Below are 26,246 nucleotides of genomic sequence, written 5' to 3'. Positions count from 1 at the left end.
GGCGGTGGCGGATCGGGCGGCAGCGGGCCGGGTGCGGGCAGCATGACCGGCTCCGGCGACGTGGACCGCGATCGCCTGCGCGTGAAGGACCCGGCCTCCGGCCGTGACCAGATGCAGGACCGTGACATGGACCGCCTGCGCGACCCCGATCGTGACCGTCTGTATCTCGGTACGCAGGATCGTCTTCGCGTTTTTGACCGGGACGGTGACAGTCAAGTCAACCGCGTCGAATTCGAAGACTGGCACAAGGACATGTTCGGCAAGATGGATGCTGACGGCAACGGCCTCAGCCTGGAGGAATATCACGCTGTCCGTGTCGGCGCCGGACCGTATAGCAATACCAACCCCCAGCGCCAGGCGCTGATGCGCGAACAGGCGAACCTGCGCAAGACCGAACGGTTCCGCATCATGGATGGCAACGGTGATGGCGTGGTCAGCCAGGAAGAATATATGCGCTTCGGCGAGCACACCTGGTTGGAGGCCGATACCAATGACGACGGCGGACTCTCCTGGGGCGAACTTCAGGCGTATAATCGTGGCATGTAGCAAAGGGAGGGGTCCCATGACCCGTACATCCGTTCTTTTGGCCGCTGCCGCGGCTCTCTCGCTGGTCACTGTGTCGGCGTGCGCTGGCTATGGCGGCCCATACCGGCACTATGGCCCGCCGCCAGCAGGCGTCGTTTATGTCACCACCGCGCCGCCACCCGTGCGCACCGTGATCATTCCGCCTCGGCCGTCTGCCCTGTCGGTCTGGATCAACGGCTACTGGGACTGGACGGGGGCCGATTTCGTCTGGGTCGATGGCCGCTGGGACCACAATCCCCCGCGCGCCGGAGCGCAATGGGTGCCTGACCAGTGGATCAAGACAAACAAGGGTTGGTATCGTCATCCTGGTCGCTGGAAATAGTTCGGTCAAAGACGAATCCTTCACGAAAAGTCCGGCCCGGCTGCCCATAACGGGTGCCGGGCTGGCCCTTCGCCCGCGCGCACGGATGCCTAATCCTTCAGCTTGAACTCCAGCGGATATTCCAGTCCGGTCACGCTGACGAACTGCCCGTCGACAAGCTGCGGCGCAAACTCGGCCTTCAGGACAGACCGCTCCGCCTCGCTCTTAAACACGGGGTCAGTGCAGGCTGCGGACACGTTAAACGGCTTGCCGCGCGTATCGATGGCGAAGGCGACGCTGCATGATCCCGAAAGGCCGCGCGTTGCCGCCCTGTCCGGATAGACCGGCACGGGTGGCCGGATCACCTGGTACCCGCGCGTTGACACGACCACTGGCGAGATCGTCGGCAGGTTCAGGCGGATCGGCACCAATGAACCGGGCGCCGCGCCCGCAATGACCGGAACGGGCAGGTCGATATCACCCTTTGTCGACGACAAGGCCGGCGGGGGCGGCGGCTTGGGGGCCGCGTCAGGCATCTGCGGTTTCGGGCGTTTCCGGATCACATCGTTCGTCTCCGGCAATTGCGGCGTGATCATGCCAAGGATGCGCGTCTCGGGCTTCGCGAGCGTGATCTCCTTCACGTCGATTAGCACGTTCATTAGCAGGAACAGGCCATAGGCAATCGGCAGGGCCATCAGCGCGGCCGTCGGTGTGCGAAGGGCAGTCGAATCCAGCATGCGTATTTCCTCCGTATGGGGCGGGCCGGTCGTCCGGTCCTGCTCATTATTGTTATGTAATATTGTTACAAAATGGGCGCATGTCAATCGAAATCGAGGCACCGGGTTCTTAATCGGCGGGCCGCACCTTGACGGCGCGGGCCACGCATCCCCAATTCCATCCGATGAGCCTTTCCCTTGCTGCCTATTTTGACCGCATCGGCTTCACCGGCGCGCCGGTGGCTGACCGCACCACGCTTGATGCGCTCTGCCGTGCCCATATCAACACGATCCCGTTCGAGAATATCGATGTCCAGCTCGGCCGCAAGACGGCCCGCTCGCAGGCCGAAATTCACGACAAGCTGGTCATCCGCCAGCGCGGGGGCTGGTGCTATGAGCAGAACGGCCTGATGGGCTGGGTGCTGGCAGAGCTCGGCTTCGACGTGACACCCCTGTGTGCCGGCGTACTGCGCGACAAGCTGGGCGATGGCCAGTTAGGCAACCATCTCTGCCTGCGTGTGAATCTGGATGGGCAGGACCTTCTGGTCGATGTCGGGTTCGGCTCCAGTCTCCTGGCGCCCATGATCATCGCCGAAGGCTCGCGCGACGACGCGCCCTTCACGGTCGGCCTCAGCCACAGCGGCGACGGCTATTGGCGCTTTTGGGAAATGACCGGTTCAGACCCGTTCAGTTTCGATTTCACCGCCAATCCGGCGGATCAATCCGTCCTCGACGCCAAGCGCGTCTGGCAGGAGTGTGATCCGGACTCGAATTTCGTGCAGAACCTGGTCGTGCGCCGCCGTCAGGATGACCGCCATCACACGCTGCGCGGCAAGATCTTCACCACGCTCTACCCAGGTGGCAGCGACAGCCGCGTCCTGTCCAATGCGGACGAGCTTCTGGACCTTCTGGAAGGCACGTTCGACCTCGATGTTCCCGAAGCCGCCAGCCTCTGGCCGGCCATTTGCGCCCGGCATGCGGTGGTGTTTCCGGACGCCTGATTGATGCGGTCAAGTGAGGGGCCGCCCATGGCCGTGGGCGGCCCCTCCAACGCACAAGACCGGGAGGAAATGGCCTAGCGTTGTTCAGCGTCTGCGAGGGTCATCGCGGTATTGCTGGCAAACACGCCGGCGGTTGCAAAACCTTCCTGTGCCTGCTGGTCCTTGATCTTCGACACGGCCGATTCCACCAGTGTTTTGACGCACTTGGTGTCAGTGTAGAACCCCGAAATGGCTGGCGTGTAGGACGTGCAGGCGGCCTTTGCCTGGGACTTGATGCTCTTCAGCACTTCGGAGGCGCCGGTTTCCGATGCCAGCAAGGCCTTCTCGTAGGAGATGCTCACCGTGACGGGTTTCAGTTCTCCGGCAACGGCGAGTGGCGACAGGATCATGGCGGCGGCCATGATCGATACGATTGGTTTCAACATGGGTATAGCCCTTCAGAAGTTAGCGCCGGAATATTCCGGCAGGAAACTCCCCCCGCAGCTGAGCCTTATGATCACTGTCCCCTGTAATGCGCTCATCGGTGCATTGGCCAACCGGGAACAGCCAACTCATGCTGCACTGCAATATTGTGCTCGCAGGCGCAGCAACGCAACCGCTGTTTTGCGAATTTTCGGTCAAAGCGTGCGCCTGCAACGCCAATCGCCCGATAAGCGAGCGCGTTTGCCCAATGCTTCATCTGGACCGGGTGAAAGCAGTAGGAAAATGTCACGTCTGCTATGCATTTATGACGTAGCTCCACGTCGGATTTACGCGGGAAAAAGACATATAATCCAATAAAAACAACATCCTAATCGATTCATCGGCGGTCTCGACTAGCAATCACTATTTTCGGGTCCGCGCGCTGTGAAGTCTCCTGGCGGCGGGCTGACCATACGCGCAAGACTGCTTTCCGGCCTGCACCTCGGGTTCACCGGTTGCCGTCCCTTCCTGACGCGCATGGGCTCGTCCGGCATCGACTCATCCTGACCGGCCATAAATTTTGTCTATGGCAGCGGCCTGCAGGAACGATTGGTAATTGAGAATCATTCTCACTATATGACTCAGGGTCCAACCGGAGTCCGCCCATGCCTCGCGACCTGCTGAAAACACTCTCATACAGCCTCATGCACCTGACGGTCGCCGTCACGGTGGCCTTCTTGCTGACCCGAGACTGGCGCATCGCCCTCGGCGTCGGCCTGATCGAACCCCTGGTCCAGACCGTCGCCTACACGCTGCACGAACGGGCCTGGCGCCGGGCAGGGGATCGGCGCCCGCCAATTGACGCCGCGCCGCATTTCCGCCAATTGGGTGCATGACGAAACTCACTACACCTGAAGCCGTTGTTGACGCCCTCGAAGGTCTCTACAGCGAAGCCGTCGAGGCCCTTTCCGGCGCCCTCGATCTCTACCTCCACAAGGGCACGGCGCCCGATGCCAAGCTGCGCGACAGCGGGGCCTTCTGCTATCCGCAGATACGCCTCACCTATGATCCGGACGGCCCCCCGCCGCCGATCAGCCGCGCCTTCGGCAAGATGTCGGAAGCCGGCACCTATATCTCCACCTTCACCCGGCCGGATTTCTTCCGGGCCTATCTGATTGAACAGCTCACCCCGCTGATGCGCGACTATGATGTCGAAGTCGTCGTCGAACGCTCCGGACAGGAAATTCCCTATGCCTATGTCTGGGAACAGGGCCAGGCTGAAGGCCTTGAGGAAATCTCCCCGGCCGAGCTCGCCCGCTGGTTCCCCAGCCCGAAACTGGCCGATATTGGCGACGAGGTTGCAGATGGCGAACTGTTCGAGCCCTATGACACCCATCCGCTGGCCCTGTTCGATGCCCCCCGCGTCGACCTCTCGCTCAAGCGCCTCCAGCACTATACCGGCACGCCGGTCGAGCATTTCCAGCACTATGTCCTGTTCACCAATTACCATCGCTATGTCGATGCTTTCTGCGACTGGGCGCTGACCCAGATCGGCGGCGATAATCATTACACGTCCCTGTCCGTACCTGGCGGCCTGGAAGTGTCCAGCGTCACGGACACATCGCGCGCCGACATTGATGCCACCCCATGGCGCCGCTTCCAGATGCCGGCCTATCACCTGCGCGCCCCCAACGGGGCAGGGATCACGCTGGTCAATATCGGCGTCGGCCCGTCCAATGCGAAGACGATCACCGACCATCTCGCCGTGCTGCGTCCGCAGGTCTGGCTGATGGTCGGCCATTGCGGCGGCCTGCGCCACAGCCAGTCCATCGGCGACTATGTCCTCGCCCACGCCTACCTGCGCGAAGACCATGTGCTCGACGCCGTGCTGCCGCCGGAAATCCCGGTGCCGCCCATCGCCGAAGTCCAGGTCGCCCTGCAGGAAGCCGCCGCCCGCGTCACCGGCGAGAGCGGCGACGCCCTCAAGCGCCGCCTGCGCACCGGCACGGTCGTCACCACCGATGACCGCAACTGGGAACTGCGCTTCACCGCCACGGCACGGCGGTTCAACAAGTCGCGCGCCATCGCCATCGACATGGAAAGCGCCACGATTGCCGCCAATGGCTACCGCCTGCGCGTGCCCTATGGCGTGCTGCTCTGCGTCTCGGACAAGCCGCTCCACGGCGAGATCAAGCTGCCCGGCGCCGCCAACCGCTTCTACGAACGCGCCATCGGCGAACACATCCGTATCGGGATTGAAACCCTCGAACGCCTCGCCGCCGACAAGGGCGCCAAGATCCACAGCCGCAAACTCCGCGCCTTCGACGAACCGCCGTTCAGGTAGGGCCCTCACGGTTTCATCTCGCGCCCCCTTCTCCCTTGGGAGAAGGGCCGGGGATGAGGGGCGATGGCTTGGCAGGTGAGGGCCTACGCTGGTGTTACAGTCTCCGGCGCCACAATCGCCTTGGCCTCATCCGACAGCAGCGCGATCAGGTCCGGGTCGCCGATGCCGCGCAGGTATTTGACGAAATCCTGCCCGCTGCCATGGGTGCGGCCGGTCCGCACGATCTGGTCGGCCAGCCGCACGAAATCATCCAGATCGTCCTTGTAGAAAATATCCCGCAGGAACGTGTAGCGGTTGCGGTAACAGCCAATCACGATCCAGCGCCAGAACAGGAGAATGTCCTTCTCCATCAGGACGCCGGTTTCCGTCGCCCGGGCAATCCGCCGGACCCAGGCGATGTAATGATGCAGCGCCGTCACGCTGACCTCCGCGTCCTTGCTGACGACCGTGGAAGTCTGCACGAAGGGCACGGTCCGGTCGCCGTCGCGGTATTTCCAGTTGCGGTCCGTCCCGGGGCGCCACTCGGTGTTGCGGTCCAGCACGGTGACCAGCCGCACGCGGGTCAGGCTGCCATCGGCGGCAAAATCCACCACGGCCTCGGACTCGAGAATGTCGAGGATCTGCATGTCGAGGTCAGTGGTCAGCTTCAGCCGTTCCAGACTCAGCTGCTGTTCGGCCTGCTTCTGCTGGTTCCGCATCACCACGAGATAGGCGAACGAGGCGACCCAGGCCGTGCCGAGCGCCGTGATGCCATAATTGAGGATGGAAAAGGACAGGTCCCGGCGCGATTCGATCTCGAATTCGGTCAAGGCTTCCTGCGGCGGCCAGGTCAGGTCAAGGAAGTTCAGGAACAGCTCATTGGTCAGCCCGCTGAGCACGGCCGCGCCAAGCAGGATGAACACGAACGTGACAAAGCCCAGCAGGCTGAGCGCTATCCAGCGCAGGATCCATTCCGGAAACATGCTTTCCCCCATGTCGGACGTTGCCGTCAGGTACAACAATCAGGGGAAAGCCGGGACAGGACAAGCCCCGGATGAAAATTCCGCTTGCCGCCCGCCTGTCCTGTAAAACGGACGGGCGGGCGGAACGGGGATGAACCAGATCTACTTCTCCAGCTTGGTGATCTTCGTGCCTTCGATGCTGACACCGGCCATCAGGCCTTTCTGGTCGAAGATGAACGCATAGGCGTCTTCCTTGAGCGTCGAGGTCGACAGGTTCTCGGCCATGCCAGCATTGACCAGTACGACCGTCGGGCCGACGCCGATTTCCCAGCCATCGGAATCTTCGACATATTTCACCGCGTCATTGTTCATCAGGAACACGGCATAGCCATATTTCTGGGCGCCGGCCTGAAGGCCCCACGAGCCGGTGAACGTGCTGTAATAATCGGTCACGACACCGCCCTTGCGCATCTGGCCTTCACCAAAGGCACCGCCAACGCCAAGGCCGGCTTTCACGATGGACGGGAAGATCAGAACGGCGCGCGACTGGCCCGCAATGGCGCGGGCAGCCGAGTTTTCAGACGTCAGCTTGTTCAGGGCCTGCTGGCTCTCTGAATCAATGTCCTGGCGGCTGATCTCGTTCGGCAGGCTGTTGCAGGCCGTGGCCAGGGCGGGCGCGCCAACGAGAAGGCAGGCGGCGAGGAGTTTGGAACGGAATTTTGCCATGAGGGGTCTCCTGTTCAGGCACATGTTCAATGTTACCGTTCTACGCAGGTCCGCACAACTTGTTCCGCCTATTCAACGGGTTCCCTCGCGGCGCTCTGGACGATTGCATCTTCCCGCGCTAGCTCATTTCCTATGAAAGATCGCATCCTCCCGTTCGACGGTATCCGCAATTTCCGCGATTTCGGTGGCTATGCCTCGCGCCATGGCGGCAAGGTCAAAAAAGGCCACCTCTACCGCTCCGGCCATTATGCCGAAGCCACCGAGGTTGACCTTGAAAAGATTGCCGATCTTGGCATCCACCTGCAGGCAGACCTGCGCCGCCCCGACGAGCGCGAGAAACAGCCCGGCAAATGGTCGGCGCCCAATACAATCACGCATGATGGCGGCCGCGAGACGGACGCGCCCCATACGCGCTTCCTGACGCAGCTGGAGGTGGACGCCGCGTCCGCCGATGGCTGGATGAACGATTATTACCGGCTCGCCCCGTACAAACCCCATCATACCGAATTGTTCTCCGACTGGTTCCGCCACCTGGCCGGCCTCGAAGGTGAGGCTGCAGGCGTCGTCAATTGCGCCGCCGGGAAAGACCGCACCGGCATCCTCTGCGCGCTGACCCATCACATCCTCGGCGTCAGCGACGAGGACATCCGCACCGATTACGACCTCACCAACAAGGCCGTGAACGTGTCCCTCTTCCTTCCGGAAGCGGCGAAATACTTCAACGACATGCTGGGCAAGCATCATGATGTCGAAGTCTACCGCCCGTTTCTCGGCGTCCGCCTGCGCTACCTTGAAACGGCCATCACAACGATCAACGCGAATTCCGGCTCCATCGACGCCTACCTCTCAGACACGCTCTTCGTGGACGACGCCATGCAGAAAGCGATTCGCGACCGGCTTATCGAACCGGACTGATACGGGCTTCGGGAAGCGCTCATGCCTGGAGCGAAGTCGAAGGACGGGCCTCCGCTTTGTTTCCTTGCCCCCGTCCGCCCGAAGCCGTTAAAGTCCCCGCGATGAGCGAATCCGATATCCCTGAACGCGATGACCAGACCTTCTCCATGTTTGGAGACGAGGCCGCGTCCGAATCGCCCAAGGCCTATCAGGTTCTCGCCCGCAAATACCGCCCGCGCCTGTTCACCGACCTGATCGGCCAGGAGGCCATGGTCCGCACGCTATCGAACGCATTCGAAACCGGCCGCATCGCCCACGCCTTCATGCTCACCGGCGTGCGCGGCGTCGGCAAGACGACCACCGCACGCCTGCTCGCCCGCGGCCTCAATTACAGCCGCGACGGCCATGACGCCCCCTCGATCCACCTCGACCCGCCCGGCGACCATTGCGACGCCATCATGGCGAGCCGCCACCCGGACGTGCTCGAACTCGATGCCGCCTCCCGCACCGGTGTCGCCGACATGCGCGACCTGCTCGACGGCTCGCGCTATGCGCCCGTCTCGGCGCGTTACAAGGTCTATATCATCGACGAAGTTCACATGCTGTCGACGGCCGCGTTCAACGCGCTGTTGAAGACGCTGGAAGAGCCCCCCCCGCATGTGAAATTCATCTTTGCCACGACCGAGATCCGCAAGGTGCCGGTCACCGTCCTGTCGCGCTGCCAGCGGTTTGACCTGAAGCGCCTCGATTCGGCCGAACTCGCCGCCCACCTCAAGCGCATTGCCAACCGTGAAGGCGCGAAAGTCTCCGAAGAGGGCCTCGCCCTGATTGCTCGCGCCGCGGAAGGCTCGGTGCGCGACGCGCTGTCCATTCTCGACCAGGCCATCGTCCAGACCATGGACGGTGATGAGGTCTCCGGCCCGGCCGTGCGCGACATGCTCGGCCTTGGCGACCGGGGCCGCCTGCTCGATGCATTCAGCTTTGCCGTCAATGGCGACGCGAAGTCCGCCCTCGCCGAGATCAAGGACCAGGTCCATGCCGGGGCAGACCCCACGGTCATCCTGAAGGACCTGATGGACATTGCCGCCGATGTCGCCGTCGCGCAGGCAACCGGCGGCGACTATGATCCCGGCGGCCCGGCCGACTGGACCGCGCGCACGCAGGCCATGGCCCAGAAGCTGACGCCTGCCCAGGCCTCGCGCTGCTGGCAGATCCTGCTCTCCGGCTTCAACGACCTGCAGACCGCGCCCGATACGGCGACGGCGCTCAACATGGTGCTCCTGCGCCTCGCGGCGGCCAGCCGCCTGCCATCGCCGGAAGAGGCCGCCCGCATGATTGCCGCCGGAGGCAGTGCCTCGCCGGGAAAGCCTGACGCCCCCCCTGAGGTGCCGCACCCTCCCGGCGGCATCGCCAGCTTTGCCGACATCATCGCCCGCCTCGACGAATTGCGCGAAGTGAAGCTCCATGTCGAACTCGAACGCTTCGTGCGCCCGGCCACAATCACGCCCGGCCAGCTCGCCTGCGAGCTGGAACCGAACGCCCCGGCAGACCTGCTCGCCCGCCTCCGGAAGTTCCTCGAATACGAAACCGAGATGGACTGGACAGTGACTCAGGTCAGCGGCGGCGGAGAGACCGTGCGCCAGCTCGAAATCCGCAGCCGCGAGGAACGCTTTGCTTCTGCCGCTGCGCATCCCGCCGTCATCGCCGCCCTGCAAAGCCTGCCGGGCGCAACCATTGTTGATGTCATCGAGCCGCAGCCGCTTGAATCCGATGCTCCGGCTGACAATGTCATCAGCCTCAGTTCCCGCCGCTAGATACAGGAAGACTCGCCATGGTAGACCTCGCCAAGATCATGCAGCAGGCCCAGGAAATGCAGACCAGGATGCAGGAGGCCCAGACCAAGATCGAAGCCACCGAAGCAGACGGTGTCGCCGGCGCGGGCCTTGTCCGGGTGCGTCTCAAGGGCAAGGGCGAACTGATCTCCGTTCAGATCGACCCATCGCTGATGAGCGACGAACCCGAAATCCTCGAAGACCTGCTCAAAGCCGCCCATTCGGATGCCCGCAAGCGCCTCGACCAGGCCATGGAGGAGGCCATGAAAACCGCCACCCAGGGCCTCGGCGGCGGCATGCTGCCCGGCTTCAAGCTGCCTTTCTGAACGCAACTGCATGTCACAACGCTCCGCCGGACCTGAACTTCTTCGCCTGATCGAGCTGATGGCGCGGCTGCCCGGTTTTGGCCCGCGCTCGGCCCGGCGTGCCGTCCTGTTCCTGCTGAAGCGCAAGGACCAGATCCTGCTGCCGCTGGCCGAGGCCCTGCGCGAAGCCGGCGAAAAGATCGCGCGGTGCGAGACGTGCGGGAATTTCGACACGGTCCAGCCCTGCGCCATCTGCCGGGCCGATGGCCGCGACGATGGCCTCATCTGTGTTGTCGAGGATGTGCCGGACCTCTGGGCGCTGGAGCGCGGCGGGGCCTTTCGCGGCCGCTATCATGTGCTGGGCGGCGTCCTGTCGGCCATTGACGGCATCACGCCGGACGACCTGAATATCGGGCCGCTCGTCGCGCGCGTCGAACGCGGCGGCATCCGTGAAGTCATCCTGGCCCTGAACGCCACCGTCGATGGCCAGACCACCGCCCATTATGTCGCTGACCAGCTCGAAGGCCTCGGCGCCGACATTACCCGGCTGGCCCATGGCGTGCCGGTGGGCGGCGAGCTCGACCATCTGGACGACGGCACGCTGGCCGCCGCCCTGCGGTCACGCCGCGATGTGAAGAATTAGCGCCTACTCGGCCACGTCCACGCGATAGATGCCGTCCATGTCCTTTGTGGCGACATAGAGGTGCCCGTCCGGGCCCTGGATCACGTCGCGGATCGGGAAGCCTGCCGCATCGCCGGTCAGCAGGTCTTCACGGCCGGCCACCTTGCCGTCTTCCATGTCGATGCGCACCAGTTTCAGGCCGGCCGGTCCGTTCATGCCGCCGGTGAAGAGGTCGCCCTTCCAGCCGGGATAGACATCGCTGGTCAGCTTGGTCAGGCCCGACGGCGCGATCGACGGCACCCAATAGGTCAGGGGCTGTTCCATGCCTTCCGCTTCAGTCTTGCTGGTGATGATCGTGCCGTCATAATTGACGCCATAGGTGACTGTCGGCCAGCCGTAATTGGCACCCTTGCGGATCAGGTTCAGCTCGTCACCACCCTTGGGGCCATGCTCGGTTGAATAGAGCGTGTCGGTGTCGGCATCATAATAGAGGCCCTGCGGGTTGCGGTGGCCATAGGACCAGACCGCCGGATGGCCAACCGTGCCATCGGCAAACGGGTTGTCCTCCGGGATGCTGCCATCGGCATTGATGCGGATGACCGATCCGTGCGTGGCTTTCGGGTCCTGCGCCAGGTCCATGAAGGCAAAGCCGTCGCCCAGCGTCGCGTAAAGCGTGCCATCCGCAGCGAATTGCAGGCGCGCGCCATAGTGCAGCGCCGTGTTGCGCGTGTCGGCCGCGAAAATCTCGGTCACGTTTTCCAGTGCGTTGCCATCATCACTGAGGCGGGCCCGAATGATTGCCGTCATATTGTCCGCGGCGTTGCCTTTTGAATAGGCCATATAGACGAGCCGGTTCGTCCCGAAGTCCGGGTCCAGTGCCAGGCCGAGATAGCCCGCCTGCCGCTCTGTATAGGCTTCAGGCATGCCACTGACGGCGACCGGCGTGCCTTCGCCGCCCGCCACGCGCTTCAGGCCGCCCTCCTTTTCGGTGAACAACAGGTCTCCATTCGGCAGGAAGACCATGCCCCACGGAAACTCGGCTTCGGCCACTACCTGGGTGAGCTTGAGTGTGGTGTCGCTCGAGACGGCCGGTGTCTGGATATCGGCATTGCTGCACGCGGCGAGTAACAGGCTGGATGCGAGGCTGGCAGTGATGAGGCGCATGGAAACTCGGGTCCTTGTGTTGGCAGGTCTGTGCAGAGGATAGAGCGGAGCGCCGTTTGAACCAAACAAAAAAGGGGCAGCTCCTGCGAGCTGCCCCCAGTCTGGATGCCGGCGCGGATCTATCTGCCCGCGCCGGATTTGGTTTGGCCTACCAGGATTTCCGCACCGTGATGCCGTAAAGGGCAGGCTCGGTCAGGAAGATGTTGCTGTACAGACCCGAGCTGTCATCGGTCAGGTAGGTGCCCGTGATGACTTCTTCGTCGGTCACGTTCTTGGCGAACGCTTCAACGCCCCATCCGCTCTCTTCATTGGCCAGCACAAGCGAGAGGTTGAGGTTGGTCCAGCTGTCGAGTTCGTCATGCTGGCTGTTGAAGACGCGGCTGTAGCTGTCATCCTGGTAGTAGAAGTCGCCGCGCACGGTCATGTCCCAGCCCGAATTGTTCAGGGAATTGAACGTGTATTCGGCGGCCAGGTTCAGTGTCATCTCCGGGGCGCCTGGCAGCTTGTTGCCGTCCAGATCCTTGGAGATGCCGTCGAACGGTGTCAGCGCGCCGATCGTCTGTGTCACGCCATTGCCGTCGACATAGGTCACGTTGCCGAGACCGAAGGCGGCTTCACTTCCGGCAAAGGCGCCGGAGCAAAGTCCGCGTGAGTCGCCGTTATTGAGCAATCCGCCCTGGATCGCGCCGAGCACAGTGGCATAGCCCTGGGCAGAGACGACGCAGTTCGAATAGGTCGATGCGTTCTTGAGCGTGACAAAGTTCGGATCGCCATTCGTCCGGTCAAGCACGTCGATACCCGTCGTGCCCTGCAGTTCGGACTTCAGCAGGCCGAGATTGGCCGTCAGCAGCCAGTTATCCGCTGGTGTCCAGAGATACTCGACTTCGAGACCGCTGATCTTGGCATCGACGTTGAAGTTCGCCGAGGTCCGGTTGACGATCTGGGTGATCTGATAGCCCTGATAGTCATAGTAGAAACCGGTCACGTTGAGCGACTGGGTATTGTTGGCAAACGTGTTCTTCGTACCGAGTTCAAACGCGTCGATGAATTCAGGTTCGAAGGTTTGCGGGAACAGGTTGGCACCGGCAGGCTGGGGCGGGTTCAGACCGCCACCCTTGTAGCCCTTGGAATAGAACGCATAGACCAGCGTATCATCCGTGGCATTGAGGGTGGGCGACCAGTCAAGACCGATACGGCCGGTTGTTTCCTGGAAGTCGGCTTCAAGCAGGCCAATCGGAACGCCTGCTTCCGGCAGCGCCGCCACCGGTGCGAACAGGGCCGAAGGCACAATATCCTGTTCTTTTTCATCGTTCGTGTAACGCAGGCCGAGCGTGAATTTCAGCTCGTCCGTGACGTCATAATAACCTTCGCCGAAGAAGGCCTTGGACTTCAGACGATATGGCGACAGCGAGCGGAAATAGTTCCGGCCGAAGCCTTCCAGGGAATTCAGCACATTGCCGTCATCGTCAGGGTTGGACGTGTCCAGCGGTGTGAGGCCACCGAAGATTGCGCCGCCCAGGGCATTGTTCAGCTGGGTAAGGGCCGACAGCGTGTTGGAAAGAACATAGTAGCCGGCCTGATTATCCTGCGGATCAATCGCTTCGCCATCGACATAGATCATACCGAGATTGAAGTTGAACGGACCCTCATAGTCGGACTGCAGGCGGAATTCCTGTGTTGTCGTCTCGGTGGCGCCGCCCGAGATGTCGAATGAGCGGAACAGGTTCGATACACCGAGTTGCGGGTCAGACACAACACCGCCCGGGAAGAGGAGGTCGTAAACGGCCTCGGCGCCCGGTGCGAGAAAGAATGGTCCTGCCGTCGTGTTGAACGCGATGGTCGGCGCAATCTTGTTATAGTCATCGACCGAAACCTGGTCAGTCTCGTTGCGGCTGGTCAGCGAGGTCAGCTTGAGGCTCTCGCCGATATCGAGCTCGAGCTTGAGCGTGTAGAGGTCCTGCTGGGCCTTGTAGACCGGATCAAGCGCCGATTCGATATTGCGCAGGTTCGGATCGAGAGGTGTGTTGTAGGCGTCGCCGTTCAGCAGGCCGGCCACGATACCGAGACCACCGCCCAGCGTACCGGCAGAGTTCACGCGGTCATAACTGTCGCTGAAAGGGGCGTCCTGACAGCCGAGCGATGTGATGAGCGTGTCCAGACCCGTGATCGGGATACCGGCAAAGCTCGTCTTGGTCGGGTCTTTCTTACAGAGCTGCTTGCCGGAGCGGATGCGGTCATCATCCTCGTCGAAGTGCTCATAGGACAGCCAGCCGCGGAAATTGTCGCTTGGCTCGAAGCCGAGGGTGGCACGCACCGACCACAGTTCGCGGCCGTTGACGTCGTTGCCTGTCACCGTGTTGTCGGTATAGCCGTCGCGCGAAGTGATCGCACCTGCAACGCGCAGGGCAACTTTCTCGCCGACCGGCACGTTGACCATGCCCTGACCCTTGATCGTGTTGTAATTGCCGTAGGTCAGCGCGGCATTGGCCTGGAATTCACCGAAGACAGGCTTGCGCGTGATGATGTTCACAACGCCGCCGGTCGAGTTGCGGCCGTAGAGCGTACCCTGTGGACCGCGCAGGACTTCGACGCGCTCGATGTCGAAATATTCCTGCTCGTAGAGGAAGTTCGCGCCGAGCGGCACATCGTTCTGGTGGATACCGACACCGGCATCCGAGGATTGGGCGACCGCGTCGTTACCAATGCCGCGGATCTTGAAGTTGCTGCCTGTGAACTGGCCCTTCGTGAAGGACACGTTGGGAACGGCTTTCACAAGGTCTGCGCCGCCGGTCAGCTGGAGACGGTTGATGGCGTCTTCATCGAAAGCCGAAACGGCGATCGGAACATCCTGGACGGATTGTTCGGTTTTCTGCGTGGTGACCGTGACGGTCGCCAGCGTGCGGGTCGATTCCGGCGCGTCAGAGTCCTGAGCCCAGGCCGTCTGACCGAACAGTCCGATTGCCAGCGCAGACGCGCTCGCGAACAAGACGGTTTTCGAGTCTGTTTTCCGTGTCATGCTAAATTTTCCTCCCCTCGGGCCCGTCGGGATTGCAGGCCGCGAAATGTGATATTTTACCGAGCGTCCTCGTTAACGGGACCGCTTCATTGCACATCAGAAATTGAGTGGAGGGGTATTGTCAACAGGTTTGCATGCCTGCCATGCATTTGATTTGACGCAGGTGTCATAAATGTAACGCTGCCGACTTGGCCCTTTACGTAGGGGCTGGTAGAGCCCCGCAATGAAACCAGATCACATATCAGCACTCGTCCTTTTTTCCGGCGGACAGGATTCTGCGACCTGCCTGGCAGACGCCCTGGCACGCTATGCGCGTGTGGAGACGGTCGGCTTCGATTACGGGCAGCGTCATCGGGTCGAACTTGAATGCCGCACCGCCTTCCGGGAGACGATTCGTGACCGGTTTCCCGCATGGGGCGAGCGTCTCGGGCCGGATCACATGCTCGACGCCGGTGTCCTCAGGAGTCTCGGCCAGAGCGCCATGACCGATGACGTCGCCATCGAGATGACCCAGGCGGGCCTGCCATCCACATTCGTCCCCGGACGGAACCTGCTATTCTTCACGCTGGCCGGGGCGCTGGCCTATCGCCGGGGGCTCTCTGTCCTCATCGGCGGAATGTGCGAGACCGACTATTCCGGCTATCCCGATTGCCGGGCCACCACGATGGCGGCGCAGCAGCAGACCCTGCGCCTCGGGCTGGACACCGACATCCGCATCGAGACGCCGCTGATGTACATCGACAAGGCGGCAACCTGGGCCATGGCCGAACGGTTGGGCGGCACGGCCCTGGTCGACCTGATCACAGAGCAGACGCACACCTGCTACCTTGGCGATCGCGAACATCGCCATGACTGGGGCTATGGCTGCGGCACATGCCCGGCCTGCGAACTGCGCGCCTCGGGCTGGAAACGCTGGAAGGGTGCGGCATGACCTGGACCGTCAAGGAGGCCTATTACACGCTGCAGGGCGAAGGCGCGCAGACCGGCCGCGCGGCGGTTTTCCTGCGTTTTGCCGGATGCAACCTGTGGTCGGGCCTCGAGCGCGACCGGGACGCTGCCGTCTGCCGCTTCTGCGACACCGACTTCGTCGGCACCAGTGGCGTGAACGGCGGCAAGTTCCGCGCCGCTGCCGATCTTGCGGCGCATGTCAGGGCGATCTGGGAGGCCGAAGCGGGCCCCGCGCGCCCGGCCTATGTCGTCTGCACCGGCGGCGAACCGCTGCTCCAGCTCGATGCGCCCCTGATTACCGCCCTCAAGGCTGAAGGGTTCGAAATCGGCGTTGAGACCAATGGCACGATTGCCGCGCCGGAGGGGCTCGACTGGATCTGCGTCAGCCCCAAGGCCAATGCGCCGCTCGTCCAGACCCGTGGCAACGAGCTCAAGCTCGTCTACCCGCAGGACGAGCCCGAAGCGCAGCCGGAACGGTTCTCGCAACTGGACTTTACGCACTTTTTCCTGCAACCGAAGGACGACCCCCACGCGGCCCAAAACCTGCAGGGCGCAACGACCTATTGTATGAAGAATCCCCAATGGCGACTGAGCTTGCAAACCCACAAACTGATCGGGCTTCCCTGACACCGGAAGGCCGCGTCTTCGCGATCACCAAATCGGTGAATTTCGAGGCTGCCCACTATATGGGCGGCAAGCCCGAAGGGCACCCCTACCGCAATGTTCACGGGCATTCCTTTCTGCTGGAGGCGACCGTGTCCGGCACCGTCAAGCCGGGCGAGCAATGGGTCGAGGATTTCTCCCGCCTGACAGCCAGCTTGCAGGCGACCGCCGGAAAGCTGGACCACAAGCTGCTCAACGAAATTGACGGGCTCGACGTGCCGACCCTGGAGCGCATCTGCCTCTGGGCCGCTGCCGATCTCGCGCCGGGCCTGCCGGGGCTCAGCCGGGTTGCCGTGTCCCGGCCAAGCCTCAACGAGCGCTGCGAGCTGGTGCTCTAGCTCTTGCCCTGGAGCTTCTTGGCGAACTTGCGGGCAAACCGGTCGGAGGCCCGATTGGCGTCATACCAGGTCGTCATGCCGGTCTGGCGGATATCGGTTTCAAACCAGTCATAGGTCAGGCTGCCCATTTCGGCGCCATTCGCATCGAACGCAGTGGCCGTCAGTTTCATGCCGCCAATGCTGATCGAGCCGCCATAGTCGAGGCCAGGGGTATCGCCGAGCTGCTTGAAGGTCGGCTTGCTGGGCACGGCCCGCTCGATGGTCACCGTCACCCGGTCGACGTTGAGGCCGGCAGATTCGAATTCGCGCATCAGGTCCTGCTCGATCTTCCCGGCAAGATAGGTGCCTTCCCGCGTACCGTAATCATCCTCGAGTGTTTTCTCGAAGTCGGCCGAATAGCCGACCGAGATTTCGGTGGCCAGCGCGGCGGGGGCGAAAAGCAGGGCGGTCGCGGCGGCTGCGAGTACGTATTTCATGGGTGATCCTCCTGAAGGTTCCATGACATAATATACTACGCCGCCGCCGGTTCCTGAAGTCACAGCGCTGTGAGTGGCCACATCATACCGTGTCGACGAAGACGATCTCTGCGTCTTCCATGCCTTCCAGCGTCAGGCTGTCGGGGCCGGTCACCGCCGCGCCGTCGCGGGCATTCAGCACTTCGCCATTGAGGCGCACCGATCCGGCGGCCAGCACGAGATAGCCATGGCGTCCCGCTTTCACCTCGTAGGTCAGCGTCTCGCCGGTCTTGAGTGTCGCGCCGAGCACCAGGGCGTCCTGGTTGATCACCAGGCTGTCGCTGGTTCCGTCGCCGGAGGCCAGCACGGCCCAGTTGCCGGAGCGTTCGCCCTTGGGAAACTTGCGCGCGCCCCAGCCGGGCTTGCCACCGGCCGAACGCGGCTGGATCCAGATCTGAAACAGGGTCGTGGCTTCATCTTCCTCGTTCCATTCCGCATGCTGGACGCCGCTGCCAGCGCTCATCACCTGCACGTCACCGGCCTCTGTGCGGCCATGATTGCCCATCGAGTCCTTGTGAGTGATCGCCCCTGTACGGACATAGGTGATGATTTCCATCGACTGGTGGCCATGCGGCGGGAAGCCGGTGTGCGGCTCAATCGTGTCATCATTCCACACGCGCAGGGCGCCTTCGCCCATGCGGCGCGGATCATGGTAACCGGAGAAGGAGAAGTGGTAATTGGCGTTCAGCCACTCATTCTTGAAGCGGCCGAGATTTTCGAAACGTCTGATATCAATCATTGTCAGGCTCCATCGGGCTTGTGTTCATGTTGAGCCCTATATGGCATCGCCCGAAACCCGGGCTAGGGCAGGCGCCGGATCACATTTATGCAATTTGCGCATGGCAGGACGCGGCGCCGGATTCCCAACGAAGGCCTCTTGGCGATGGGCCGCCCCGGGCCTTAGATCAGCCGTCAGCAGCAGGGCGGGACATCCCATGTCGGACGAAGCGGGTTTCGAGGGCGAGATCGTGATGCAGCCGCCGGTCAATGCCGGTGCGCCGGAGACGACCGGCCGCCTGACAGCCCGTTTCGTGCGCTATCCCGGCTGCCAGCAGATCACGCTCTGGCTGCCTCAGGACGGCCATTCAGGCTACGGCAAGCTGCGTATTCTGGGGCCCGGCGGCGCCCTGATCGAGGCGGCAGACATCACTGCGCGCCTCAATGGCCGGGTGCAGATCCTCATCGATACATTCCCCTGGCCGCCGGGCGACTACGCCATCGAGATCGCGCATGCGGAGGGCTGGCGTCACGTCCTGCGCCTCGAGAAGCTGGAAACTGGCGCCCCGTCGAAGCCCGAACCGGCGCCCGAGCCAGAGCCCGCATCCGGACCCATTGTCTACCGGGACGGCGCCGGAAACATCATTCCCGACGAGGATCTCGCCCTGCGCGCGCGCCTGCAGGACCGCCTCGTCTCGCAGTTCGGCCGCCACCTCGAATTCGACGGCACATTCCGCGCCGGTACCATCACCTATGTCGATGGCGCCATCCGCATTCCGTTTTCCCACGAGATGTGCGGCGGCGGCGTCCACTTCAGCATCGACCTGCCGACGCCAGAATGATGGCAGGCCGCCACGGGCCGCCCCCTCGCCGAACGGGCCGGTATTGTTTCCTTCCTCGCGCAGGAAACGCAGCGGCAGAAGGCAAGCACCTGGACTTACGAGATTCACGAGGACCGGATCGACTTCGTCGACTAGGCGGGTTTTGCATCCTGCCCCTTGCCCCGACTCACGCACGCGCTCACAACACAAACCATGCCTCCCAGCCCCCAGATCAAGGATGCCCGCGCGATCCTGCAGCGCGTTTACGGCTTCAAGGCCTTCCGCGGCCTGCAGGAGGACGTGATCAGCGATGTGCTGGAAGGCCGTGACGCGCTCGCCGTGCTGCCGACCGGCGGCGGCAAGTCGCTCTGCTACCAGATTCCGGCGCTGATCCGGCCGGGCTGCGCCATTGTCGTCTCGCCGCTGATCGCGCTCATGTCGGATCAGGTGGACGCGCTGAAACAGGTCGGCGTGCGGGCCGAGCGGCTGGACAGTTCGATGGACTTCAATGCCCGTTCCGAAGCGCTGAATGCCGCCCAGCGCGGCGAGATGGACCTGCTCTATGTCTCGCCCGAAGGCCTCGGCACCGGCCTCGCCCAGCGCCTTGCGGGCATGGATGTGTCGCTGATTGCCGTCGACGAGGCGCACTGTGTCAGCCAGTGGGGCCATGATTTCCGGCCAGACTATCGCGCCCTTGGCCGCCTGCGCGACCTCTTCCCCGGCGTGCCCCGCCTCGCGGTGACCGCGACAGCCGACGCCCGCACCCGCGACGACATACTCGCGCAGCTGCAGCTGACCGATCCGGCCCTCCACGTCGCCAGCTTTGACCGCCCGAACCTCACCCTCTCGGCCGAGCCCAAGGGCGGCGGCCGCACGGCCCGCGTTGTGCAGCTGGTAAAGGCCAAACAGGGCCTCTCCGGCATCGTCTACGCCGCCACCCGCAAGGGCACGGAGGACGTCGCCGAGGCACTCGTTCGCGCTGGCGTACCCGCGCTCGCCTATCATGCCGGTCTCGACGCCGATGTGCGCCAGGACCGCCAGAGGCGCTTCCTGCTGGAAGAGGGCCTCGTCATGTGCGCCACGGTCGCCTTCGGTATGGGCGTCGACAAGCCGGACGTGCGCTTTGTTATCCATGCCGATCCGCCGAAGACGCTGGAGGCCTACTGGCAGGAAGTCGGCCGGGCCGGGCGCGACGGCGAACCGGCCGAAGGCATCGCCCTCTATGGCCCGTCGGACATGGCCCGCTCCCTGTCATGGACGCATCAGGGCGATGCGCCGGAGGAAGTGAAGCGCGTCCAGCTGACCAAGACGCGCCAGCTGTTTGCCTTCTTCAATGGCGACGAATGCCGGCGCGGGGCGGTGCGGCGCTATTTCGGCGAGGAAAAGGTCGAGCCCTGCGGCGTCTGCGATGTCTGTACCGCCGAGCCGGGGCAGGCGCATGATGCCACCCGCTGGGCCCAGATGGCCGTCTCCGCCGTCATCCGTTGCGGCCAGAAGGTCGGCCGGGGGCGCCTCATCCTGCACCTTATGGGCACCACGAAAGACGGGTTCGACGAACAGCTCTCCACCCAGTCCACGTTCGGTGTTGGCAAGGACCTCGCCAAGCCCGGCTGGGACCGTGTGTTCGATGCGCTCCTGTTCGACGGAATGCTGGCCGAAGGCGGCGACACGATGCGGCCCTCCATTGTCGTGCCGGATGGCGAGGCCGCCCGCGCCCTGTTCCGGGGCGAGCGCACCTTGATGCTGCGTGAGGATGTGGCAGCGGCCCGCAGGAAGCCCGCGAAATCGCGGGGCGTCGCGGCCGCCGCCGCGCTCGCCGATCTTTCAGGCCGCGATCAGGACCTGTTCGACGCCCTCCGCCTCTGGCGCACCGACACGGCCAAGGCACGCGGCGTGCCGCCCTATGTCATCTTCCACGACCGCACCCTCGCCGAAATCGCCCGCGAACGCCCCGCCTCGCCCGATGCCCTGCGCCAGATCAGCGGCGTCGGCGAAAAAAAGGCCCAGCGCTACGCCGAAGACGTCGCGAGGATCATTGCGGAAGCGGCGTAAGCCCGAGTCATCCTCGCGTCTGGGGGCGAACACGAAGGACCCGAGCAAATACAGCGTTTTCCACGGGTTTAACCTCTGCAGCCTTGACCCGGGCGCCAGCGCGCCTCACCTATAGCGGCGAACTCAGAATCCCTGTCCGGAGATGACATGTCACCTTATTCCCGCCTCGACGACGATGATGCCGAAAGCCCGCCAATGGGCGAGCCGAATGCGTTCCTGGAAGAAGCCCTCTTCAAGGCCCGCACCATCCTGCTGACCGGCGGGATCGACTTCAAACAGGCCAAGCGCGTCTGCGAACGCCTGCTGGCCCTGTCTTCAGAGAGCGACAAGCCGATCCTGCTGGTGATCTCCTCGCCCGGCGGCCATGTCGAAAGCGGCGACATGATCCATGACATGATCAAGTTTGTCGGCGCGCCCGTGAAAGTGCTCGGCACCGGCTGGGTCGCCTCGGCCGGCGCGCTGATCTATTCGGCCGCCGCCAAGGAAAACCGTTACGCCCTGAAGAATACACGCTTCCTGCTGCATGAACCGCGCGGCGGCGTTGGCGGTCAGGCCACGGACGTGGAAATCCAGGCCCGCGAAATCATCAAGATGCGCGAACGCCTGAACAAGATTTTCGCTGAAGCCACAGGCAAGAGCCTTGAAAAGATCAAGGAAGACACCGACCGTGACTTCTGGATGAGCGCCGACGAAGCCGTCGAATATGGCCTCGTCAGCAAGGTCGTCACCCATCGCGGCGAAATCAAATAGGATCGGTCCCGGCTGAAGGGGGCGCCTTGCGCGCCCCCTGAAACGCTGCGCAACCGCCCTCTGGCGGATGGCGCGGCACGTCTGAACCCCACACATCACGCCCCCTCACCCCCTCATCACCCCACGCCCTGATCCCGGGGGCCATGGTTTACGAACCGTTAGGGATCCGTTTGCAGCGCGTAAACGAATTTCAAGGACACTATATCCTTAACGGGTGAGGGACGCGTTCTTTAGAAAATGCCAGTACGTGTAGAGGATATTGCCATCGCGGTCGCTCCGATCGGATCGGAGACAACAGCGCAGGCCGCGCTCGGCCTGTTCCTGTCGGACCCGTCATTGTTCGCGCTGCCCGTGGTGGTGAACGGCGCGACGCTGGGCCAGGTCACCCGCGCCCGCCTGACCGAAGCGCTCGCCGGCCCCAATGGACGCGACATTCACGCCGCGCGTTCGGTCGCCAGTTTCATCACACCGCACCCCGTCATGGCCGAGACCGGCACGACGGTCGCCCTGATCGCCAAGCTGGCCGCCGATGGCAAGACCTCCGCGCTGACTGACGGTGTCGTCGTTCTCGAGGATGGCCGCTATAGCGGGCTGATCAGCCCCAGCGCGATCCTCTCGGCCGTGGCGCAGGAAAATGCCCTGCGCGCCCGCGCCATGAAGGCCTCGGGCCAGCGCCTTCAGCAGGCGCAGGCCAAAGCGCTGGACGTTGCCCGCGACAAGGCTTCCTTCCTCGCCTTCCTCAGTCATGAAATCCGCACGCCGCTCACCGGCATTCTCGGTGTGGCCGACATCCTGCAGGACAGCGTCTCCGGCGCCGAACCGCGCCGTCTCGCCCGCACGATCAGCGAAAGCGGCAACCATCTCGACCGCCTGCTGGGTGACCTGCTCGACCTGTCGCGCCTCGAAGCGGGCAAGCTGCCTGTCAGCCCGTTCCCCTTCGACCTGCGCGAATTCGCCGCCGAAGCGCGCGATCTCTGGCAGTCGCGCATTGCCGGCAAGCGTCTCGATCTACGCATTCAGGTCAATTCCGACAGCGTCATGCGCGTCGAGGCAGATGCCATGCGCGTGCGCCAGATCCTGTTCAACCTGATGAGCAATGCGCTCAAGTTCACCGAGAATGGCCATGTCAGCGTCGCATTGTCGACGCTGGAAGCAGGCGGCAGCCTCAAGCTGCGGATGACTGTATCCGACACGGGGTGCGGGATTTCGGATGCCGACAAGGCCCGCCTGTTCGAGGCCTTCGAACAGGCCCGCGCCTCCACGGCCCAGACACATGGCGGGTCCGGCCTCGGCCTCTCGATTGCCAAGGGGCTGACCAGCCTGATGAAGGGCGAAATCACGCTCGCCGACAATCCGGGTGGCGGCTCGGTCTTCTGTGTCACGCTTCCCGTGATGCGCGCCGGGCCGCGACTCGCTGCCGAGGCGCCGCACAAGCCGCGCATGCGCAGCCTGACGCTTGGCAATATCCTGATTGCCGAAGACCATCCCGTCAGCGCGCTGGTCATGTCGCATGCGCTCACAGCGGCCGGCTGGAAGGTCGAAACGGTCACCAATGCAGACGATGCCATCGCGCGGGCCATGGACACGCCCTATCAGGCGATCCTCACCGATATTCACATGCCGGGCGGCAGCGGCGAAACCATTGTGCGGGCCCTGCGCATGACCAGCGGCCCCAACCAGCTTGCCCCCATCCTGGCGGTCACCGCCGATATCAGCGCCGAGCGGCAGGCCGCCTGCGAACTGGCGGGATTCTCGTCCCTCATCGAAAAGCCGATCCGCCCGCGGGCGCTGGTGGCGACACTGGCCGACGTCCTGATGGACGACGAGGAAACCGGCTGGGAACTCGGCGCCAAGCGCGCCTGAGACGCCTGTATTCGGGCACCAAGGATGAGGTGTTGCCAAATTGCACCATGTCTGACAGCGCATGCCTGCCGGATTCCGAAAAATTCTGGCCATCGCTATTTGGTCGGGTAGTTTTTGCTCCTTGGAAATTCAGGGGGAGCAAAGCATGGCCGAAGACAATCGTTCGAGGGGCCACTTCTGGTCACGGTCCGCAAAGGCTGTCGGCGTCATTTCAGCGGGCCTCGGGATCTACGTCTTCGTCAATGACGAGGTCAGGGCGCGCATCTTCCCTGACCTGAGCGCCGCGACACGTGCCGATGTAAAGGAACAGCTTCAGCTCAGTGAAGAGCGCATTGCAGTGATCGTACAGGCATCCATCACGTCTGCGATGGAACGCGCGGATGCGCGCGGCGGGAATGTTTCCGCCGATGAAAAGGACAATTACGAAGCCGCGCTGACGTCCCTGCTGGCTTCTGACGATCCCAACCTGAACGATGCAAGATTCCTTGCCGTGTCAGGCCAGGCCGAAGCGGCGGCTGACAAGCTTGTCACGACTGCTGAAACCTCGGGCGCGACTGACACCATTCCGGCGCGCGGCCGAGCCGACCTGTTGCGCAATGCGGGCGATATTCTTGTTCCTTCCGACCCAGCCAAAGCGCTGGCGGCCTATGAGAAGGCGCTGGAACTCGACCCGGACAATCGGGTCCTGCAGACGCGCGTACAGAAACTGAAGGCCGAAACGGCGGAGAAGAATGAGGTGAAGCCGATTCCCCGTGCGAAGTTTGAATTGTCCGGCCTGCAATTCGAACTTGAGGGCTGCGAGAACCCGGAGGCACCCAAATGCATCCTGTCGGTGATGAATACCACGCCTGACACCGCGAATTTCTGGATTGGGCAATCCTGGGCAATCAACGAGACGGGGCGGTGGACGGACGACCGGTCACGTAACATTGCCGCATCTTCGCACTATACTTGGAACATCCCGTCCCTTGAGGCCTCGCAGATTGAGGTGACATACAATCGGCCAGCCAACATCTTCCAGCTGCTGCGCTTCGAGTTGCATGTCAGGGATGTCAAATTCAGCAAGGAATTCCGGGATGTCGCCATTCGCGGCGGGCGGCAGGTCGATGTGCGGGCCATGCGCCCGGTCGACGCGGATCATCCCGAATACGCTTATGAAGTGGATGGTGTGAAGGTCCATTTCCTCGGCTGTTCGAACCCCGATGCCCCGATCTGCCGGTTTGATCTCATGAACACCGGCAAGAGCGACCGGATGCTTTCCACCTATGGCGGGCTGGCCTTTGACAGCCAGAGCATTCAGCGAAAGGCTGCACAGTCGGTACTCAGCCTGAGTGGAAAGTCTGACGGCGCACTGCCGCCGGGACTCGTTACCAGCTGGGACGTGATCTTCCGGTCGGAGGCTGAATATTTTCAAGCCTTCTGGCCGGACCTCCAGATCGAATACAAGGCCTATCCGAAGGCGTTCACAAACCTCAGCCTGAGCGATGCGGAACCGCCGGCCATCAAGACCCTGCGTCGCGATCAAGCCTTTGAGCCGGATGGGCTGTTCGAACTCGGTGGACTGGAATTCGCCTTCCTGGGCTGTGCAAACCCGGACAATCCCAAATGTGTGTTCGATGTGCGCAACCCCACGGACAAGGCAGTCCGGTTATGGATTGGTCGCCCATCGGTGACAGACGATGCCGGAGCGGAGAAAGCATCCTCATCGAACGTCGTTGAAATGACAGGCGCCAGGGAAGCCGACATACCCGCCGGCCTGACGACCAGTTTCGAGGTCGCGTTTCGCAGCGCCATGCCCCGTATCGGCGAACTGACCGTGCCGGTATCCATCGGCGATGGCCGCTATGAAATCAAATATGCCGACATCCCACTGACGGTGAATTGATCCATAGATGGAGGAAAAGTGGTGGTTCGGGGGAGACTTGAACTCCCGACCTCGCGATTATGAGTCGCGCGCTCTAACCAGCTGAGCTACCGAACCGTTTCGCTGATGCGAGGGCGCCTCTTACACGGGAGCGGGCCGCCTCGCAAGCGTGTCTCCTGCAGCTTTTGCGAGGCATTTTGCAACCCGCTGGCCGAACCTCTCCGACCGCATTAGATTGGCTGTATGATGCGCGCCGTGATGCTGTTCATTCTGATCCTCGTATTCGGCCTGTTCCAGCCTGCCTTGGGGCAGGGCCGGGAAGCCGAGACGGCCTATCTGGCCGGCCAGTACGATGCGGCATTCGCTGAGGTTGCAGCAGATCACGGCGCTGACGCCTGCGCGTTCGGGGCGCGCGTACTGCTTGCCAAGGCGATGAGCAGGGACGTTCAACCGCCCCCGGCGCTCGTGCTGGCAGCGCTGGATGCGGCCAACAGGGCGCTCGTTGCCGAGCCTGAACATGTCGAGGGCCGGCTGCAAAAGGCGATAGCCCTGTCCCTGCTGGCGCGCCCGATGAGCCTGAAGGAAGCGCGCGATTCCGGCCTGGGCGTGGAGGCGCGCGACCTCGCTGAGGCGGTTCTGGCGGATGATCCGCAGAACGCCTATGCGCACGGCTTTCTGGCCGTCTGGCATATCGAGGTGATGAGACGCGGCGGCCTGCTCGGCGCGATGATCCTCGGCGCCAGCATGGAGGATGCCGAGCGCCACTATGCCGCCGCCATGCAGGCCTCGCCCGCCGACGCGGCGCTGCACTGGCAGTATGGGCGGGCGCTGGCGGCGCTGAACGCACGGAAATACCGCAAGGAGGT

At 63.1% G+C, this 26,246-nt stretch carries 26 protein-coding genes and 1 tRNA gene; 18 read left to right on the top strand and 9 right to left on the bottom strand.

Going from position 1 to position 26,246, the window contains the following annotated elements:
* On the top strand, positions 1 to 546 hold a 546-nt coding region (locus tag VR74_RS20605), incomplete at its 5' end, for a hypothetical protein (RefSeq protein ID WP_299949762.1).
* Positions 547 to 562: 16 nt separating this feature from the next.
* Positions 563 to 907: a hypothetical protein gene (locus VR74_RS06555; RefSeq protein WP_299949760.1), complete on the top strand. Its 345-nt coding sequence runs from the start codon at positions 563 to 565 to the stop codon at positions 905 to 907.
* 89 nt (positions 908 to 996) lie between these two features.
* On the opposite strand, the gene VR74_RS06550 is transcribed toward VR74_RS06555, so the two are convergent.
* Positions 997 to 1,623 carry a TonB family protein gene (locus VR74_RS06550; RefSeq protein ID WP_045695332.1) on the bottom strand — a complete coding sequence of 209 codons (627 nt, stop codon included), beginning with the start codon at positions 1,621 to 1,623 and terminating at the stop codon, positions 997 to 999.
* A 164-nt stretch (positions 1,624 to 1,787) separates the two neighbouring features.
* On the opposite strand from VR74_RS06550, the gene VR74_RS06545 reads away from it, so the two are divergent.
* The gene (locus VR74_RS06545) at positions 1,788 to 2,603 is read left to right on the top strand and encodes an arylamine N-acetyltransferase (protein WP_045695330.1); all 816 of its coding nucleotides are present in this window, start codon (positions 1,788 to 1,790) and stop codon (positions 2,601 to 2,603) included.
* A 74-nt stretch (positions 2,604 to 2,677) separates the two neighbouring features.
* On the opposite strand, the gene VR74_RS06540 is transcribed toward VR74_RS06545, so the two are convergent.
* Positions 2,678 to 3,028 (bottom strand): UrcA family protein, encoded by a 351-nt coding sequence (locus tag VR74_RS06540; RefSeq protein ID WP_045695328.1) that lies wholly within the window; start codon positions 3,026 to 3,028, stop codon positions 2,678 to 2,680.
* A 642-nt stretch (positions 3,029 to 3,670) separates the two neighbouring features.
* Between VR74_RS06540 and VR74_RS06535 the strand changes: the two genes are divergently transcribed.
* Positions 3,671 to 3,901, top strand: a complete 231-nt coding sequence (locus VR74_RS06535; protein WP_045695327.1) for a DUF2061 domain-containing protein — start codon at positions 3,671 to 3,673, stop codon at positions 3,899 to 3,901.
* Positions 3,898 to 5,349, top strand: coding sequence for an AMP nucleosidase (locus tag VR74_RS06530; protein ID WP_045695326.1), 1,452 nt, complete (start codon positions 3,898 to 3,900; stop codon positions 5,347 to 5,349). Before VR74_RS06535 ends, VR74_RS06530 begins: the two co-directional genes overlap by 4 nt.
* 83 nt (positions 5,350 to 5,432) lie before the next feature.
* Here VR74_RS06530 and VR74_RS06525 read toward each other — a convergent pair whose 3' ends face one another.
* Positions 5,433 to 6,311 carry a hypothetical protein gene (locus VR74_RS06525; protein WP_299949758.1) on the bottom strand — a complete coding sequence of 293 codons (879 nt, stop codon included), beginning with the start codon at positions 6,309 to 6,311 and terminating at the stop codon, positions 5,433 to 5,435.
* Between the two features lie 141 nt (positions 6,312 to 6,452).
* Positions 6,453 to 7,016, bottom strand: a complete 564-nt coding sequence (locus VR74_RS06520) for a lipid-binding SYLF domain-containing protein (protein WP_299949756.1) — start codon at positions 7,014 to 7,016, stop codon at positions 6,453 to 6,455.
* Positions 7,017 to 7,148: 132 nt separating this feature from the next.
* Between VR74_RS06520 and VR74_RS06515 the strand changes: the two genes are divergently transcribed.
* The 4 genes from VR74_RS06515 (at position 7,149) to recR (ending at position 10,690) form a co-directional block, all read left to right on the top strand.
* The gene (locus tag VR74_RS06515; RefSeq protein WP_045695323.1) at positions 7,149 to 7,931 is read left to right on the top strand and encodes a tyrosine-protein phosphatase; all 783 of its coding nucleotides are present in this window, start codon (positions 7,149 to 7,151) and stop codon (positions 7,929 to 7,931) included.
* 101 nt (positions 7,932 to 8,032) lie between these two features.
* Positions 8,033 to 9,724, top strand: coding sequence for a DNA polymerase III subunit gamma/tau (locus VR74_RS06510; protein WP_045695321.1), 1,692 nt, complete (start codon positions 8,033 to 8,035; stop codon positions 9,722 to 9,724).
* A gap of 17 nt (positions 9,725 to 9,741) precedes the next feature.
* Positions 9,742 to 10,068 (top strand): YbaB/EbfC family nucleoid-associated protein, encoded by a 327-nt coding sequence (locus VR74_RS06505; protein ID WP_045695320.1) that lies wholly within the window; start codon positions 9,742 to 9,744, stop codon positions 10,066 to 10,068.
* Between the two features lie 10 nt (positions 10,069 to 10,078).
* Positions 10,079 to 10,690, top strand: coding sequence for a recombination mediator RecR (recR, locus tag VR74_RS06500; protein WP_045695318.1), 612 nt, complete (start codon positions 10,079 to 10,081; stop codon positions 10,688 to 10,690).
* A gap of 3 nt (positions 10,691 to 10,693) precedes the next feature.
* Here recR and VR74_RS06495 read toward each other — a convergent pair whose 3' ends face one another.
* Together VR74_RS06495 and VR74_RS06490 are read right to left on the bottom strand one after the other, a co-directional pair.
* Positions 10,694 to 11,833, bottom strand: coding sequence for a PQQ-dependent sugar dehydrogenase (locus VR74_RS06495; RefSeq protein ID WP_045695317.1), 1,140 nt, complete (start codon positions 11,831 to 11,833; stop codon positions 10,694 to 10,696).
* A 148-nt stretch (positions 11,834 to 11,981) separates the two neighbouring features.
* Positions 11,982 to 14,849: a TonB-dependent receptor gene (locus tag VR74_RS06490; protein WP_045695315.1), complete on the bottom strand. Its 2,868-nt coding sequence runs from the start codon at positions 14,847 to 14,849 to the stop codon at positions 11,982 to 11,984.
* Positions 14,850 to 15,072: 223 nt separating this feature from the next.
* Between VR74_RS06490 and queC the strand changes: the two genes are divergently transcribed.
* From queC to VR74_RS06475, 3 genes are read left to right on the top strand one after another with little or no spacing between them, the layout of a single operon-like run.
* Positions 15,073 to 15,780 (top strand): 7-cyano-7-deazaguanine synthase QueC, encoded by a 708-nt coding sequence (gene queC, locus VR74_RS06485; protein WP_045695314.1) that lies wholly within the window; start codon positions 15,073 to 15,075, stop codon positions 15,778 to 15,780.
* Entirely contained in the window at positions 15,777 to 16,424 is a 648-nt protein-coding gene (gene queE, locus VR74_RS06480; RefSeq protein ID WP_045695312.1) for a 7-carboxy-7-deazaguanine synthase, read from the top strand. Before queC ends, queE begins: the two co-directional genes overlap by 4 nt.
* Entirely contained in the window at positions 16,379 to 16,798 is a 420-nt protein-coding gene (locus VR74_RS06475; RefSeq protein WP_045695311.1) for a 6-carboxytetrahydropterin synthase, read from the top strand. The genes queE and VR74_RS06475 overlap by 46 nt, the downstream gene beginning before the upstream one ends.
* On the opposite strand, the gene VR74_RS06470 is transcribed toward VR74_RS06475, so the two are convergent.
* Complete coding sequence (locus VR74_RS06470) at positions 16,795 to 17,274, bottom strand: hypothetical protein (RefSeq protein WP_045695309.1); 480 nt, start codon at positions 17,272 to 17,274, stop codon at positions 16,795 to 16,797. The two genes, VR74_RS06475 and VR74_RS06470, sit on opposite strands and share 4 nt — an antisense overlap.
* A gap of 82 nt (positions 17,275 to 17,356) precedes the next feature.
* Positions 17,357 to 18,052, bottom strand: coding sequence for a pirin family protein (locus tag VR74_RS06465; RefSeq protein ID WP_045695308.1), 696 nt, complete (start codon positions 18,050 to 18,052; stop codon positions 17,357 to 17,359).
* 196 nt (positions 18,053 to 18,248) lie between these two features.
* On the opposite strand from VR74_RS06465, the gene VR74_RS06460 reads away from it, so the two are divergent.
* From VR74_RS06460 to VR74_RS06440, 5 genes are all read left to right on the top strand, one after another.
* Positions 18,249 to 18,872: a hypothetical protein gene (locus VR74_RS06460; RefSeq protein ID WP_045695306.1), complete on the top strand. Its 624-nt coding sequence runs from the start codon at positions 18,249 to 18,251 to the stop codon at positions 18,870 to 18,872.
* Positions 18,873 to 19,064: 192 nt separating this feature from the next.
* The gene (gene recQ / locus VR74_RS06455) at positions 19,065 to 20,903 is read left to right on the top strand and encodes a DNA helicase RecQ (protein WP_045695305.1); all 1,839 of its coding nucleotides are present in this window, start codon (positions 19,065 to 19,067) and stop codon (positions 20,901 to 20,903) included.
* A gap of 147 nt (positions 20,904 to 21,050) precedes the next feature.
* On the top strand, positions 21,051 to 21,653 hold the full coding sequence (locus VR74_RS06450; protein ID WP_045695303.1) for an ATP-dependent Clp protease proteolytic subunit: 603 nt from the start codon (positions 21,051 to 21,053) through the stop codon (positions 21,651 to 21,653).
* Positions 21,654 to 21,890: 237 nt separating this feature from the next.
* Entirely contained in the window at positions 21,891 to 23,516 is a 1,626-nt protein-coding gene (locus VR74_RS06445; RefSeq protein ID WP_299949754.1) for an ATP-binding protein, read from the top strand.
* 145 nt (positions 23,517 to 23,661) lie between these two features.
* Positions 23,662 to 25,401 (top strand): hypothetical protein, encoded by a 1,740-nt coding sequence (locus VR74_RS06440; protein ID WP_045695302.1) that lies wholly within the window; start codon positions 23,662 to 23,664, stop codon positions 25,399 to 25,401.
* A gap of 19 nt (positions 25,402 to 25,420) precedes the next feature.
* On the opposite strand, the gene VR74_RS06435 is transcribed toward VR74_RS06440, so the two are convergent.
* Positions 25,421 to 25,497: transfer RNA gene (locus tag VR74_RS06435), tRNA-Met, on the bottom strand.
* Between the two features lie 138 nt (positions 25,498 to 25,635).
* Between VR74_RS06435 and VR74_RS06430 the strand changes: the two genes are divergently transcribed.
* A partial coding sequence (locus VR74_RS06430) for a hypothetical protein (protein ID WP_299949752.1) occupies positions 25,636 to 26,246 on the top strand: 611 nt, incomplete at its 3' end.

This window comes from Hyphomonas sp. BRH_c22 (genome assembly GCF_000961795.1).
GTDB lineage: Bacteria > Pseudomonadota > Alphaproteobacteria > Caulobacterales > Hyphomonadaceae > Hyphomonas.
Note: the sequence above shows the minus strand (reverse complement) of the source record. Positions and strands in the feature narration are given on the sequence as shown.